General features: G+C 47.1%; 14 protein-coding genes. All 14 read left to right on the top strand.

Features of this window, described 5'->3' with window-relative positions; translation table 11 throughout:
• Positions 1-45 precede the first annotated feature (45 nt).
• The 14 genes from J3350_RS04605 (at position 46) to J3350_RS04540 (ending at position 14,846) form a co-directional block, all read left to right on the top strand.
• On the top strand, positions 46-1,734 hold the full coding sequence (locus tag J3350_RS04605; RefSeq protein WP_370569260.1) for a class I SAM-dependent DNA methyltransferase: 1,689 nt from the start codon (positions 46-48) through the stop codon (positions 1,732-1,734).
• On the top strand, positions 1,727-2,782 hold the full coding sequence (locus J3350_RS04600; RefSeq protein WP_207685856.1) for a restriction endonuclease subunit S: 1,056 nt from the start codon (positions 1,727-1,729) through the stop codon (positions 2,780-2,782). Before J3350_RS04605 ends, J3350_RS04600 begins: the two co-directional genes overlap by 8 nt.
• A 54-nt stretch (positions 2,783-2,836) precedes the next feature.
• Positions 2,837-4,558 (top strand): recombinase family protein, encoded by a 1,722-nt coding sequence (locus J3350_RS04595; protein WP_242700136.1) that lies wholly within the window; start codon positions 2,837-2,839, stop codon positions 4,556-4,558.
• A 428-nt stretch (positions 4,559-4,986) separates the two neighbouring features.
• Positions 4,987-5,922 carry a DUF932 domain-containing protein gene (locus J3350_RS04590; RefSeq protein WP_207685855.1) on the top strand — a complete coding sequence of 312 codons (936 nt, stop codon included), beginning with the start codon at positions 4,987-4,989 and terminating at the stop codon, positions 5,920-5,922.
• Positions 5,923-5,933: 11 nt separating this feature from the next.
• The gene (locus J3350_RS04585) at positions 5,934-6,293 is read left to right on the top strand and encodes a DUF3848 domain-containing protein (RefSeq protein WP_207685854.1); all 360 of its coding nucleotides are present in this window, start codon (positions 5,934-5,936) and stop codon (positions 6,291-6,293) included.
• Entirely contained in the window at positions 6,290-7,201 is a 912-nt protein-coding gene (locus J3350_RS04580) for a YqaJ viral recombinase family protein (RefSeq protein ID WP_242700135.1), read from the top strand. Before J3350_RS04585 ends, J3350_RS04580 begins: the two co-directional genes overlap by 4 nt.
• Positions 7,202-7,260: 59 nt before the next feature.
• Positions 7,261-7,977: a DUF1071 domain-containing protein gene (locus J3350_RS04575; RefSeq protein WP_207685853.1), complete on the top strand. Its 717-nt coding sequence runs from the start codon at positions 7,261-7,263 to the stop codon at positions 7,975-7,977.
• A 12-nt stretch (positions 7,978-7,989) separates the two neighbouring features.
• Entirely contained in the window at positions 7,990-8,328 is a 339-nt protein-coding gene (locus tag J3350_RS04570) for a DUF3846 domain-containing protein (RefSeq protein ID WP_207685852.1), read from the top strand.
• 13 nt (positions 8,329-8,341) lie between these two features.
• Positions 8,342-8,695 (top strand): LPD28 domain-containing protein, encoded by a 354-nt coding sequence (locus tag J3350_RS04565; RefSeq protein WP_207685851.1) that lies wholly within the window; start codon positions 8,342-8,344, stop codon positions 8,693-8,695.
• A gap of 142 nt (positions 8,696-8,837) precedes the next feature.
• Positions 8,838-9,530 (top strand): recombinase family protein, encoded by a 693-nt coding sequence (locus J3350_RS04560; RefSeq protein ID WP_207685850.1) that lies wholly within the window; start codon positions 8,838-8,840, stop codon positions 9,528-9,530.
• A 176-nt stretch (positions 9,531-9,706) separates the two neighbouring features.
• Positions 9,707-9,886 carry a hypothetical protein gene (locus J3350_RS04555; protein ID WP_117554102.1) on the top strand — a complete coding sequence of 60 codons (180 nt, stop codon included), beginning with the start codon at positions 9,707-9,709 and terminating at the stop codon, positions 9,884-9,886.
• A 262-nt stretch (positions 9,887-10,148) separates the two neighbouring features.
• Positions 10,149-11,930, top strand: a complete 1,782-nt coding sequence (locus J3350_RS04550) for a dynamin family protein (RefSeq protein WP_207685849.1) — start codon at positions 10,149-10,151, stop codon at positions 11,928-11,930.
• The gene (locus tag J3350_RS04545) at positions 11,848-12,474 is read left to right on the top strand and encodes a hypothetical protein (RefSeq protein ID WP_207685848.1); all 627 of its coding nucleotides are present in this window, start codon (positions 11,848-11,850) and stop codon (positions 12,472-12,474) included. Before J3350_RS04550 ends, J3350_RS04545 begins: the two co-directional genes overlap by 83 nt.
• Positions 12,435-14,846, top strand: a complete 2,412-nt coding sequence (locus J3350_RS04540) for a dynamin family protein (RefSeq protein ID WP_207685847.1) — start codon at positions 12,435-12,437, stop codon at positions 14,844-14,846. The genes J3350_RS04545 and J3350_RS04540 overlap by 40 nt, the downstream gene beginning before the upstream one ends.
• Position 14,847: the final 1 nt, after the last annotated feature.

Genomic DNA, 14,847 nt, shown 5'->3' with positions numbered 1-14,847 from the left:
GAAAACAATGCAGACTATAAGATACTGGAAGATGGAAAATGATAAGTGATAGAAAGGATAGGGCAAGCAACAGATTATGCCGTCAACGGTGCGTTGCACTATGCACAGCACATCTTGCAGAAAACCACTTACAAAAAGGTTTTTGCGTTCGGCAATGCTGGTGATAGCAAGCACCATACTTTACAGCCGCTATTTGTAGATAAGAACGGTTATAAGTGGCTGCCGGAAGTTCAGACATTTGAAAACTTTTCAGCAGCTCATATTGTGGAATATTACAAGCAGCTTGTACTTGAGGAAACGCCGCCGGAAGATATTGAACTTGCTGACATTCTGAAGAAGGCAAAGGAACTTCACGAATTTTTGCGGAATTACGGCGGGCTTGGAGAAGATGAAAAGCCGCTTGTTGTATCTGCAATTCTTCTTGCATTGCGGGAAAAAGAATACGGCTTTAATTTGAATCAGTTGATGGGTGACACACTGGAGAGCAACACGGACGGCGCTATTTTGTATCAGTATCTTGAAAAGAATCTGCAACGCGCAAAAGTTGCCCCGGAAGTAAAAAAACAGCGTGTTTTGAACCAATTCACACTGATAAAGGATAGACCGCAGTTAAACACAAAGCGTCAGGATCTGGGCGACAAAACACCTCTGAAATACTTCACGGAGTATATCAACGACAATATTTTTCAGGCGATTGTTTCAAACGGGCGTGAAGATTATCTGGGACGGTTTTACGGAGAATTTGTTTCTTATTCGGGCGGGGACGGTCAGGCTTTGGGCGTTGTGCTTACGCCTCGCCATATTACGGAATTATTCTGTGAATTGGTGGATTTAAAGCCTGCAGATGTTATATTTGATCCATGCTGCGGCGCAGGTGGCTTTTTGATTTCGGGAATGCACAAAATGCTCCGGGCTGCGAAGAATGAAACAGAGCGTAAGCACATCAAACAGCAGCAAATTCACGGAATAGAAATTCGTGACGATATGTTTTCAATCGCTACGACGAATATGATTCTGCGCGGTGACGGGCAAAGCAACCTGATTTGTGAAGATTTTCTGGCACAAGACCCCGGCGAATTACAGCTAAAGGGCGGTGGCATTACCGTAGGTTTTATGAATCCGCCATATTCACAGGCAAAAGGCAAGGATACTGCGAACCTTTCAGAACTGTGCTTTATCCGTCATTTGCTCAATTCAATCACAACAGGCGGGCGCGCTGCTGTGATTGTCCCCGTGTCCGCTATGATTGGAAAGACAAAAGAGGACAAAGCGGTCAAGCAGGATATTTTGAAAAAACATACCTTAGAGGGTGTTATCAGTCTGAACAAGGACACTTTCTATCGGGTCGGCACCGTTCCCTGCATTGCTGTTTTCACGGCAGGCGAACCGCACCCGGCAGATAAGATTGCAAAGTTCATCAATTTTGAAGATGATGGCTTTGAAGTCAAAAAGCATTTGGGACTTGTGGAAACGGAGCGTGCAAAGGATAAACGGCAGTATCTTCTTGATTGCTGGCGTGGTAAGGTTGCGGATTTTCCGTCAAGTTTCATGGTGAAAACAACCGTTGAAGATACAGACGAATGGCTGCATTCCTTTTACTACTATAACGACGAAATACCAACAGAAGCGGACTTTATGAACAGCATTGCCGATTATCTGACGTTTGAGTTCAACATGGTTACGCATGGAAAAGGGTATTTGTTCGGACAGAAAGGCGGTGACGGCAATGCTTGATTTGCATGATAGAGAATGGTTAGCAATTCCATTAAGTAGTGTTTTTTCGATTAAATCCACATCAAGTGGAATAGATAAGAATAAATTGATATATCAGTCTGGTAAATATCCGTACGTGACACGCACGGACACAAACAATGGAATCAACGATTTCATATGTAAACAACCTTCTTATGGTATGGATACAGGTAATTGTATTACTGTTGGATTAGATACGCAAACTGCATTTTATCAAGAAAATTCCTTCTATACAGGACAAAATATACAGGTGCTTAGGAACGATAAATTGAATGCGGTAAATGCAAAATTCCTTGTTCCACTAATAAAAAACACATTATCTATTTTTAGTTGGGGCGGAAACGGTGCAACATTGACGCGTTTAAGGCGCAGTAAAATTATGCTCCCCGTTGATGAATCCGGCAATCCTGATTATGCTTTTATGGAACAGTACATTAAGGAACGGGAAAGGCAGATAGTACAAAGTTACATTGATTATATTAGTGAAAACATCCAAACGGGGGGAGCGCTTCCGACATTGAATGAAAAAGAATGGAAGTCTTTCCTTATTTCCGATATCTTTGATATTTTTCCGGGAAAACGGTTGGTTGCGGCAGATACTACTGCCGGAAATAGACCGTTTATTGGGGCATTAGATAACAACAATGGCGTTGCGCGTTTTGTAAGTGATACGAACGAATCGTTGGATAAAAATGTGCTCGGAGTTAATTATAATGGAAATGGTATGGTTATTGGTTTTTATCACCCTTATGAGTGCATTTTCTCCGATGATGTCAAACGCTTTCACTTGAAGCACCATGAAGATAATGAATTTGTCTTGTTGTTTATGAAAGTTGCTATTTTACAGCAAAAAAGCAAATTTGGTTACTTGTATAAGTTCAATTCCGAACGAATGGCAAATACTGGGGTGATGCTTCCTGTTGATGAATCCGGAAATCCTGATTATACTTTTATGGAACAGTATGTGAAACGGGTGAAAGAAACAATAGAATTACAATATCTGCAAGGGAAAATGGCGGTCATTGTTTGATCGCCATTTTTTTCCAAAATCAGAAAAATAGCGGAAATATGTATAAGAGCTGCGATGTGTGCGCGTGTTTCAACCGAACATGAAGCGCAAATCAACGCACTAGAAAATCAGTTGGAGTGGTATAAAATCGAATGTTCCCGGCATTCGGACTGGGAAATCGTGGAGGTCTACGTAGACCAAGGCATCACCGGAACACAAGCACAGAAGCGGCCAGAGTTTTTGCGCATGATGGAAGATGCTCAGAAGGGCAAATTTGACCTAATCATTACTCGCGAAGTGAGTCGCTTTGCACGAAATACAGTTGATACGCTGTCCTACACACGGGAGTTGAAAGCACGTGGGGTGGACGTATTTTTCATCAACGATGGTATCAACACGGCGACCAACGATGGCGAACTTCGGCTGACGATCATGTCTTCTATGGCACAAGATGAGAGCCGCAAAATTTCAGAGCGCGTAAAGGCTGGGCAGAAAGTCAGCAGAGAAAAGCACGTTCTGTATGGCAGCGGAAATATCTTAGGATACCGCAGGGAGAACGGAACCTATGTTCCTGACCCTGACCAAGCTGAAACAGTAAGGCTGATTTTCCAAATGTATTCTACCGGAGAAAATGGGCTGGTTAAAATCGTAAACGAATTATACCGCCTTGGCCGATTAGATGCAGGCGGCCATGTTTCGTGGGACGCTTCCAAGGTGAGTCGGGTCCTGCACAATGCAACATATAAGGGGTATATTTGCTATAATAAATCCCATAGTGACGATTACTTGACGCAGAAGCGTATCAAAAATCTGGATGAAAGCAGCTACATCTATGTGAAAGGGAATTTTGAACCATTGGTTTCGGAAGAAATGTGGGAGAGATGCCAGCAGATTCTGGCATCGAGATCAGCACGAGTAATCGATGAAAACGGAAAAAAGCACAAGTACATGAGAAATACGCCTAAGTCGGTCTGGACGGCAAAATTGCGTTGCAGTTGCGGTGCAGGATTTATTCAGTTCAAGTGGCGTGTGAACCGGGATGGTGCTGTAATTCATGGATTTCAGTGCTACCGCCGTACACGCAGGCCGAGCATCAGCTACTTGCAGGAACATGGCCTTGATTTGAGCATCAGCTGCCAAATCAAGGCTATCAGTGAGTGGAAGCTGGACTTGATGGCGGCAAAGGTGTTTGAACATCTCACATTTGACAAGGGAAAGACAGTCAAAGAGGTCTATAAGATCCTGAGCCGCTGCATGGCAGAGGAAAAGACGGTTCGTATTTCCAGAAAGGCAATGCTGGAAAAGAGCATCGCTAAGCAGAGAGAGCGGCTGGATAAGTATATTGACCTGTGTGCAGACGGCATCATCACCAAACAGGAATTGGCAGAACGGCGAAAGGGGCTGGATGCGCAGATTGCAGAATTGCAGTCTCAATATGAGAATGTGGAACAGGAGGATGAGCGCAGTGGAACTCTTGACATGAATTTGATTGCGCAGAAGTTGGATGAGTGGCAGAAAGCATCGAGGAATGATGTTGACCGGGAGCTTGTCAATAGCTGTGTGGCGCAGATTACGCCGCTGACGAATGAGGACTACCGCTGGGTACTTGATTTCCAACTGACAGAAGTGCAGAGTGGAAATAGTGCCACTTGTACGTTGGATGGCTTTATGGAGATGGCTCGTTTTAGGATTTCTTTTGAAGAAGCTAAGGCTTTTAAGGCTTCCCGGAATCAGGGAATTCGTAAAAATGAGTGGCATGACCTCACAGTAGCCGTGGGTATCCGCACAAAGACTTGAACGTAAAACACTGTGTCAGCTGTGCCGGATGTGTCAGGATTTTTGAGAAACCTTTATTATATATTATCTATTATCCCTATCGCTTTATCTAAGAGAGAAAATAGAGTAGAAGGGATAAAAATAAAGAAATATATAGAGAGTTTCATAAAAACCTGACACATTTGACACACCTGACACAAGACAAAGCGTATCTGAAAGAATTACAGTTATATATTATCTTTGTAGAAAGACCTGTGAGCAGTTTGATTCTGTCCACAGGTCTTTACTTTTTACTTGAAAAATGGAGGAAAAACAATGGCTGATATTATGGTAAAGATTCTGATGAAGGGTGCAAAAGCAATCGGGAAAACTGCTGTAATACTCATTATTTGGATCGCCCATAAACTCGAAAACAAGTAATCACATTAAAATTTCAGGAGGTAGTAGTTATGTCTGCAAATGTTGAAACCATGTTCTCTGTCCGTGAAACCCCTTGGCACGGTCTTGGCCGTATCGTTATGGATGCCCCTGCAAGCCGTGAAGCATTGGAGCTGGCTGGTCTGGATTGGCAGGTGGAAAGCCGCAACATCTATTCCGGCACGGGTGCTATGATCCCCGGCTATCGTGCCAATGTCCGCAGCACGGATGATGCTGTTCTGGGCGTGGTGTCTGACCGCTACCGCATTGTGCAGAACGAAGAAGCATTCCAGTTCACCGATGACCTGCTGGGTGAGGGCGTTACTTATGAGACTGCCGGTTCTTTGCAGGGCGGCAAAAAAGTCTGGATGCTGGCAAAGCTGCCGGAGAAGTACATCATCGCCGGAGACGAAGTGACCCCCTATCTTGTGTTCTTCAACAGTCACGATGGCAGTTCTGGTGTGAAGGTGGCCATGACCCCGGTTCGTGTAGTCTGCCAGAACACTTTGAATCTGGCTCTGGGTACTGCAAAGCGCATCTGGACTGCCCGCCACACCGAAAATGTTCTGCTCCGGGTGCAGGATGCCCGTGAAACCTTACAGCTTGCCAACAACTACATGGGGGAACTGGGCAAGGGCATCCATGAACTAACCACTATCAATCTGTCTGACCGCAAGGTGCAGGAGTTCATCAATGAGTTTTTCCCTGTCACCGAAGACATGACCGATGGCCAGAGGAAGAACAACCTGCGCTTGCAGGAAGATTTGAAGGCTCGCTACTACAATGCACCTGATCTGGAATGGGTTGGCAAGAACGGTTGGCGCTTTATCAACGCAGTCTCTGATTTTGCCACCCACGCAGACCCCATCCGCAAGACCCGGAACTACAATGAAAATCTGTTTTTGCGCACCGCAGAGGGCAATCCGATGATTGATAAAGCTTATAAGATGGTGCTGGCCGCAGCATAAAGGAGCGAATCATGAATGATGTGAGCAATCGGGCTGTCCGGGAATTTTCTGAGTTCCTGAACAGCATCGAAGCCGATTTTCCAAAGCCTACTTGCACCACGGCATACGAGATCACGATGAAAAGCACCATTGTCAGTGCCTTGATTACGCTGGACACCGAAAAGCAAATGGACGAGCGTTTCTGGAACCATCTCCGGGTGCAGCGGAACATTCTGGATTTCCTGTATGCCCTGTGGCTGGATGATGACCGCACTTTGGTGGACGAGTTTTCCACCATTATCAAAGACTTGGTGGAATATGATTTCTCTATCGCAGAAGAACAGCTGAAAGAGAGGTTGAACATTGCATTAAACGACTTGTATCTACATTGAATTTGCCCAAAGAGGATTGGCTCCGCTACCGTAAGAGCGGCATTACCGGCACGGATGCCGGGGCTATCCTTGGCCTGAATCCCTACCGTTCTGCATTTCAGGTGTACCACGATAAAATCAGCGATACCATTGAGAATATGGACAACGAAGCCATGCGGCAGGGCCGTGACTTGGAGGATTATGTGGCGCAGCGGTTCTCCGAAGAAACGGGCTTTAAGGTGCGCCGGGCAAATGCCATCTATCAAAGCGAGGAACATTCGCTGCTGTTGGCAGACTTTGACCGTTTGATTGTTGGACAAAAAGCTGGATTGGAGTGCAAGACGGTTTCGCCGTTCTCTGCGGATAAGTGGGCAGATGGAAAAATCCCTGCGCACTATCTGGCTCAGGTTGACCACTATTTAGCTGTCAGCGGTTTCGACTGCTGGTATGTAGCGGCTCTGATTTTCGGCAGAGAGCTGGTCATCCATAAAATCGTGACGGATAAACAGGTGCTTTCTGATCTCATTGATAAGGAAGAGCGTTTCTGGACGAACCATGTTGTGCCCCAGATTCCCCCTGCACCCAACGGTTGCGATTGTGACACCCAGCAGATCAACCAGCTTTATGAGGTAGACAACCGGGACAAGACTGCTGACCTGAGTGCCTTGCATGGACTTCTGGATAAGCGGCAGGAGCTTTCCGACCAAATCGAGCAGATGGAACAGGAAAAGACGGCCATCGAGCAACAGGTCAAGCTGCAAATGCAGGATGCTGCCTATGGCACAGCACCGGGCTATAAGGTGTCATGGGTATCCTCCGAAAGCAAGCGTGTGGATTCCCAACGCCTGCGGAAAGAGCAGCCGGACATTTTCAACCAGTACAGCAAAAATGTAAGCAGCCGCAGGTTTACCATCGTTCATGCGGCATAAATCTTGTATCAGGTGGCAGGGAGTAAATTCTCTGCCGCCTTTTTTCTTGGAGGTTTATTATGGCCACAGAAAATCCATTCGTAAAATTATTTGCTATCGATTTCAAAGATCATCTGGAAGTCAAAAAGTCCGGCAACACGGAACTGAAATATGTAAGCTGGGCGTATGCTTGGGCAGAGGTGAAGAAGCTGTATCCCTCTGCCAGCTATGAAGTCAAAAAATTCAACGGTCTGCCCTATGTTTATGATCCCATAACCGGCTTCATGGTGTACACCTCGGTCACGATTGAGGGCGTTTCGCACGAAATGTGGCTGCCTGTACTGGATAGCGCAAATAAAGCGATGAAAGCCACGCCTTATACCTACACCACTCCGAAATGGGACTACAATCCGCAGACTCGCCGCCGTGAAAAAGTCGGCATGGAAGAACGCACCGTAGAAGCAGCCTCCATGTTCGATGTGAATAAAGCTATCATGCGGTGCTTGGTGAAGAACCTTGCTATGTTTGGCCTGGGTCTGTACGTCTACGCCGGAGAGGATTTGCCGGAAGATGCTGCACCGCAGCCGGAGGCAGAGCCGCAAAAGCAGCCGAAGCCGAGATCCACCAGCCAAAAGCAGGAACAGCCGCCTGTTCCCTGCATCTGTGCCCGGTGCAGTCAGCCCATCAAGAGGGTCAAGCTGAAGGGTGGCTCCATCATGCAGGCGGCAGAGTTTGCAGCCACCCATGAGGGAATGTGCGCTGACTGCTATAAGGCTACAAGGCTAAACGTGGCATAAGGAGATTTTACGATGAAAGAGGAAAAAATCAAAGCCCTTGCGCTCCTGCCAATGGAACTGCCAAAGGAGATCGAACTGGACAACACTCTTGAAGCCATGCAGAAATTTGTAGGCGGGCTGATTGAATGCATCACATTGAGTGATACCAGTTCAGAGGTCACACTGGTCTGCAATGATGAGGGCAAGCTGCTTGGCCTGCCGCTCAATCGTCCGCTGTGGGATGGAGCCGATGTTCTTGCCGGGCCGGGATTTCTGGCCGGATGCGACAGCGAAGGGAATCTGACTTCCCTGCCGCAGAGTGCAATGGATTTCTACAAAGAGAAATTCAGAGCTTTTATCATTGAAATTTAAGGAGGAACGCCTTATGACCTTTAATGCAATGACCGAACGTTACGAAGAAATCACGGTTTGCGGAAAGCCTGCGCTGTTCACCAGCATCCGCATCAAGAGAGATACCATCCCGGATGGTCTGTACGCCTACGATGTCCGGCATGATGATGAGTGCCGGGGCATCCCTTGTGAGATCGCGCCCTTTGTGATGGTCAACCACTGGGGCACCATCATCCTTGCGGAACCGCTGGAACTGCCCGATGATGGGCGGCGGTGTATTAACGAGGACACCGACTGGAACTACGCCCCGTTTGGAGGAACAGAGAAAAATCAAAAGCCATGTGTCACAGTGGAAGAATTTATAAAGACCTATATGAAGCAAGAATAACAGAAAACTTGTGCCGGAAAAGTATTAAAAATGCCGTAGAGGTAAAAGAGTATCAAATTCTCTATCGTTTGAGAGAGTTGCGTCAGCAAATCGGCAACGCTAAAATGACGAACGGAATTTTTGATACAGAAAGAAAAGAGTTATGAGCATTTATGGCTATTGCAGAATTTCTACTGCAAAACAGAGCATTGACCGACAAATCCGCAACATCAAGGCAGAATACCCGACTGCCCATATCGTGCAGGAAGCTTACACCGGTACATCCATTTTTCGCCCGGAGTGGCTGAAGCTCTACCGGGTTCTGAAAGCAGGAGATACGGTGGTGTTCGATTCGGTGTCCCGGATGTCCAGAAATGCAGAAGAAGGTGTTGCTTTGTACGAAGACCTCTACCACAAGGGCATCCGACTGGTGTTCTTGAAAGAGCACCACATCGATACCGAGACCTACAAAAAAGCCCTGTCCGGCAGCATTGCCATGACAGGGACAAATGTAGACTTCATCTTGAAGGGTATCAACGAATATTTGATGGCTTTGGCTAAGGAGCAGATCAAGCTGGCCTTTGAGCAGTCCGAAAAAGAAGTTGCCGATCTGCACCAGCGTACCCGTGAGGGCCTTTTGACCGCCCGGCTGAACGGCAAGCAGGTTGGCCGTAAGAAAGGCATTGGCTTTGAAACCAAAAAGTCCAAAGCAGCCAAGGAGAAAATCCGTATCCATTGTAAGGCGTTTGGCGGCACATTGGATGACATGGAGTGCATGAAATTGACCGGTCTTGCCCGGAATACCTATTATAAATATAAGCGTCAGATTCGGGAGGACGCTGAAATGAAGGATTGACTTCTATGTAGAAGAAGTGCTGCAAAAGCGGACAGAAGGAACACGGTACATTCAAAATGAGAATGCCGTGTTCCTTTTTTGTGGCTTGTGTAGGATGGACGACCATACTGTCCAGCCCAATCTGTATAATGAGGGCAGAAAAGTGACGGAATCATAAGACAGAAGGAGAAAAGCATATGAAAAAGTTTTTGATGGTATTGCTGAGCATTGCATTTGTGCTGAATCTTGCGATTGTGATTGGACTGATTGGCGGATATGGTTCGCCACGCCGGGCGCTTTACACCATCACAGATGAACTGATGAACAGTGCCTATCGCTTCAAAAGAGGTTGGCAATTTAAGAATAGTCTACCTTGACTTTTTAGGAGATGGACAGACAAGCTGTCCATCTTTTTTTTGTATACTAGGGTTGTGCAAAAGAGACAAAAATTTTTTTGTAATTCCGTGAAACGACAAAACTTCACACAAAGAATTGCAGTGATAGTTGTGTTGTGTTACAATGAAACGGAAAGAAATCGAAGAGTTATTGACTATGCAGTGGATTTATTACTCTATACCGTGCATAGTAAAGATTGAGACTCTCAGTAAGAAGCAGAGAATGAATAAGAGGAGTATCTACATGGAAAAGAAAACGATTCGGCAGACAGGGCTTGAGGTTATTCGAAGGCTGGAAAATCAGGAGGAACTACAGACGTTTTCAGAGTTTCAGCAGAAACTTAGATATTTTAAGAAGCGCTTCGAAGATGAAGAGTTTCGCATTGCGGTCGTGGGCGAGTTCAGTTCAGGAAAATCGACATTTATCAATGCGCTCATCGGGCAGGATGTGCTGCAGCATGCCAAAAAGGAGACGACTGCAACTATTACCAGACTAGTGAATGTTTCGCCGCAGGACACTCGCTGCGGAAAGGGAAATGTCAAGCTCCACAGTGGTGAAATTGTGACGCTGAACGATTTTACAAGCTTGAAAGAATATACGACGACTGCAAGTGATAAGCTCGATGTGGCAGCGGAAGTAGAACAGGCGGAGCTGTTTGTGCCGCTGATGAAAAGCACACGTCTGATGGTGGTTGTAGATACACCGGGCCTGAATGGTATAGAGGGTGGACATCGGGAACAGACAATGGCACTGGTCCAGCAGGCACATGCCTGTATTTATCTCATTTCTCGCCGAGGAATTTCTGAGAGCGATACGCTGCTACTGCGGCAGCTGGCCGCAATTCAGAAAAACTTTATCTTTATCCAGAACTTTATCGACGACCTGAACGCCGCCGAGGGAGAGACGCTGCGCCAAAAACTGGATGAACAGAAACGTATCCTACAGGAAAAGGTGCTGTATGATGCGCCGGACGTGAAATTTTCACTGTGCGGCGTCTCTGCGCTTCTGGCGCTGGCAGCACAAGATCAGAGCATCGACAGGCTGTATGCCGGTGTCAATGAACCGAAACTGACCGAAGAAATGCGGAGGCAGATGTATCAGCGGTCGAATTTTCAACAATTACTCGATCTTTTGGCAGAAACATTTCAGGAAAAAAATCTGGCAGAGATCCAGTATGGCGACAGCGCCCGGGCACTGTTGGACTGGATGAAGCAGATGGCGAGCCAAGTTAGTCTGCATAGCGAACAGGTCAGCGAGGCGTACGAACTCAGCCGGGACCGAATGGCAATCAAAAAGCTGGATGAACAGGCTGAACGGACGCTGAAAGCGCAAAAGGATAACGAGAAAAAGCTGACGAATTTTGTCCTGTCACAGGGTTTGGAACTCCGGAAAAAGATAAAGACAGAGATCAAAGAGGTGCTGTCTGCAACAGAGCAGTACATAGATGAAGATATTGCCGGATATAGAGGAGGACGGCTGCCGCAAGATGCAATCCACAGCTTGGAAGGGTATCAGAAAACTATGCTTGTACCGTTGATGGAAGACGAGCTGAACCGACGCTTCAGAGTGGTTCAGAAAAACTGTGTGGGCGAGATCGACGGCATCAGAAGTTGGCTTCTGGAAAAGATCGAGAGATCACAGGATGTCAAAGCAAAACTGGAACTGAAGATGGATCAATTCGACAAGAGTGAAAATGTCGACGTAAAACTGAAAGTTATGGAAGATAAAGAAGCGCAACTGAAAAAAGAAATCATCGAGTTGAAAAAGAACCATACGGATGAATGTGAAAAATCGACGCAAGAGCTTGAAAGTCTGCAAGAAGAAAAAATCAAAACCCAGGAAGACCTGAAAGAAAAGGCACTAGAGTACCGGATCGCGCATAATGATACAGAAATCAAAAAAAAGACAGCTGGGAGAACGACCGAAGATCGAGCAGAAACCGGTGGAGGTCGAAGTAGGGCGCAGGGGCCTCTTTGGAATAGTTGCGAATATCGTCTGCGGCCCAAAGATGGAGACCCAATATGAAAATGACGATACCAAACTGAGAGAGTGGGAAGAAAAACTGGGAGAAATCAACGACCTGACATCAAAGGAAGCGGAAGCAAAGGAGAAACTGGAAGCGGCGAGGAGACAGGTGGACAAGCTGAAAAACGAGAGTGGCTGGGCTGAAGAGAAACTGGAGAGGCTGCAGGAAAATTATGATCGGATGAGCAAAGAGCTGGAAGCGAGACTGGAGCATATCCAACTGGAAAAAACCAAAGCGGCCAGTGAGTATCTGGATCTGTGCAAGAAAAACCTCATGAGACAGGTCGCAAACTGCCTTGACGAGAATGGCGAGACTGCCCAGAGGATGAACGAGATCATGGAAGATCTCATATCGAGCATGGAAAAGGAGTGTATTGAAAAGGCTGTCGAGGGTCTTCGGGATGCCATGGCGGAAAAGCTTCGGCTTATCAATATGGCAAAGGCAGAACATCGAACCGAGCTGGAAAACGAAGTGGAGCAGCTGGAACAGTGCAAGAGTCAGCTGTGCGAAATGAAACGATGGATGGAGGAACAACTGGCATGACGAACGAATATAAGATAGAATACATTCAGCGGAAAAACGATGTGATGGATTTTCTGAACCAGAGCATTCAAGTAATGGAAGCGCTGGAGAAAAAGGATGAGGCGGACAATCTGCGTGTTTTCTATAACAATGTGGAGAAAAATGTGTTCAGCATCGTAGTCGTGGGTGAGTTCAGTGCAGGTAAATCTACTTTTCTGAATGCAATGATGCACAAAAAGGCGTTGCCGACCTTTTCGACCGAAACGACTGCGACGGTCAACTTCCTGCGGCATGTCACCTGTGCGCCTAATGGGGAAGCAGGTATCGTGTATTATCGTGAGCCGAAGGGCAGCACAGAAGTCTTGAAAAGCCTTGATCCGGCTACGATTGAACGTGTTGTCAGCACCCGCGGTGATGAAGAAAATGATTGTGCCGCGACCCGTGTCGACCATGTAGACCTCTTCTTCGATTCCGATTTCCTGACCGACGGCGTGACGCTAGTGGACAGTCCGGGTCTGAATGGAACGGCAGATCATCACCGCGAAATCACTGAGGAGCAGATCTGCCGTTCCAGTGCGTGCATTTTCCTGTTCAATGCTGAACAGCCCGGTTCGAAAAGCAATTTTGATTTCCTGCGTGAGCTGAAGAGCCGAAATTCCAATATTTTCTTTGTGCTGAATAAGATCAACACCATCAAAACTGCTGAAGGGGAAACGGTGGAAGGAATTGTAAATCACATCGCCCGAATCTACCACGAACAGTTCCCGGAAGAAACGCAGATCCCACACATCTGGCCCATTTCGGCAAACGAGGCGCTGACAGCGCGTGATCTAAATATCAAGAGCATTCTGGACATCTGGGGCAATGAACGCTCTATCGACACGCCGGAGGAGCGAGAACGGCTAGAAAAGAAATCCCGCATGAAAAATTTTGAGGATCATCTGTGGAATTACCTGACAAATGGTGCGCGTGCAAGAGATCAGCTGCTCAGTCCGCTGGGCAGCACCCTGAGAGCGCTTAGTGCCCAGAAGGAGGGTCTGAAAACACAGATCGAGATGTTGGAGCGGGAGTCTGGAAGTGAAGAGCTGGAACAGCAGAAAGAGATCCTGGAAGGAAAAATCGCCGAGCTGCAAACACGCCGGATGGAAGCATCCAGACAGCTGAAAGGCCAAATGCGTGAGACGCTCAACGACCTGCAAAATCAGGCAAAGACAGAGTGCGGCCAGCTGCAGGAGAAGATCAAGGGCGAGCTGAAACGCAAGGGTTCTCCGGAGGATCTGCAGCAGTACAGCACCAAGCTGGGCGACAAATTACAGCGTGAATATGGCCGCATTGCCGCAGAGTTGGACGAACAGCTGCGGAGAGAACTGCTGGATATGGTATACACCGAATTTATGGATCATGCCGAAGAGCTTGCAGAAAAACTGGATGGCGCCGGTTCACCGGTCAAGCTGGGTATTGATCCGAAGAACTTTCAAATCGAAAGCATCTCCAGCGGCTTGGATTTAGGCGAGTTTGATAAAAAGTGCGAAGCACTGGAAAAGAGAGTCGAGGAACTGCAAGAAAAGAGCGAGCAGCTGAAGGACGACTTCATTGCAGCCCGCGCAAATGAGCGTGACCTTCAGGAAGCTCAGAAGTGGCTGAAGCAGCTGAAGGAAAACCGAGAAGAGTTCAAGGCGGCGTTCAAGATCCCGGAAGTAAATAAAACCAAGAAAACCGAAATGGTGGATCGCGGCCGAAATGGTATTTTTGGTAAGATTGCGAATGTTTTTGTGGGAGGTCGACGGGAGCAAGTAGAGACAGAAGAGACGGATAGCGCGGCCCATGATGCAGCAATCAAAGACCGGAATGAGATTCTGAATGACAAGGACAAGGTGATTCGTGAAGCGGAGGCAGCGGTCAACGAAGCAAAAGCACGGGTGCATGAAACGAGAAGTGAGGTTCTGGATGGCAGACAGCAGCGTGAGGCCATCCGGTTGGAAGAGGCACTTCGGAAGCTGGAAGAGACGCGCGAGAATCAGGCCAAAGAAATCAAAGAGGCCAGCAGCCGGACACTGGATCGACTGCAGGACGAACTGCTGGGAAAGGTAGAGGATTGCTCGTACAATGTTGTCAGCATGGTGAAGAGCTATCTATGGGAACGCCAGAAGAGCTACATTCAGATGGTGCAGGATCTCGTCAATATCAGTCTGAACGAGGAACTGAGCAAGAAAAAGTCGGAGTTGGAAAAGCTCATCCAGACCATTCAAAGCAAGGGTGAAGAGCGAGAAAAGGCTCTGAACGATGCGAAAATAAATTTGGAAAAGACGAAAAAACTGATGGATCAGGGCGCGTTGCTGCAGGTCCAGCTGGAAAGCGGCGAAAGCGCAAAAATTGATATGGAAAAGGTGTGAG

Source organism: Faecalibacterium sp. Marseille-Q3530 (assembly GCF_017377625.1).
Classification (GTDB): domain Bacteria; phylum Bacillota; class Clostridia; order Oscillospirales; family Ruminococcaceae; genus Faecalibacterium; species Faecalibacterium prausnitzii_E.
The sequence above is the reverse complement of the archived record's forward strand: the minus strand, read 5'-3'. Positions and strand labels throughout refer to the sequence as shown.

Bases quoted from the DNA above. Each gene is read 5' to 3' on its own strand.
- J3350_RS04600 (WP_207685856.1), top strand. From the start codon at position 1,727: ATGCTTGATTTGCATGATAGAGAATGGTTAGCAATTCCATTAAGTAGT.
- J3350_RS04595 (WP_242700136.1), top strand. From the start codon at position 2,837: ATGTGTGCGCGTGTTTCAACCGAACATGAAGCGCAAATCAACGCACTA.
- J3350_RS04590 (WP_207685855.1), top strand. From the start codon at position 4,987: ATGTCTGCAAATGTTGAAACCATGTTCTCTGTCCGTGAAACCCCTTGG.
- J3350_RS04585 (WP_207685854.1), top strand. From the start codon at position 5,934: ATGAATGATGTGAGCAATCGGGCTGTCCGGGAATTTTCTGAGTTCCTG.
- J3350_RS04575 (WP_207685853.1), top strand. From the start codon at position 7,261: ATGGCCACAGAAAATCCATTCGTAAAATTATTTGCTATCGATTTCAAA.
- J3350_RS04570 (WP_207685852.1), top strand. From the start codon at position 7,990: ATGAAAGAGGAAAAAATCAAAGCCCTTGCGCTCCTGCCAATGGAACTG.
- J3350_RS04565 (WP_207685851.1), top strand. From the start codon at position 8,342: ATGACCTTTAATGCAATGACCGAACGTTACGAAGAAATCACGGTTTGC.
- J3350_RS04560 (WP_207685850.1), top strand. From the start codon at position 8,838: ATGAGCATTTATGGCTATTGCAGAATTTCTACTGCAAAACAGAGCATT.
- J3350_RS04555 (WP_117554102.1), top strand. From the start codon at position 9,707: ATGAAAAAGTTTTTGATGGTATTGCTGAGCATTGCATTTGTGCTGAAT.
- J3350_RS04550 (WP_207685849.1), top strand. From the start codon at position 10,149: ATGGAAAAGAAAACGATTCGGCAGACAGGGCTTGAGGTTATTCGAAGG.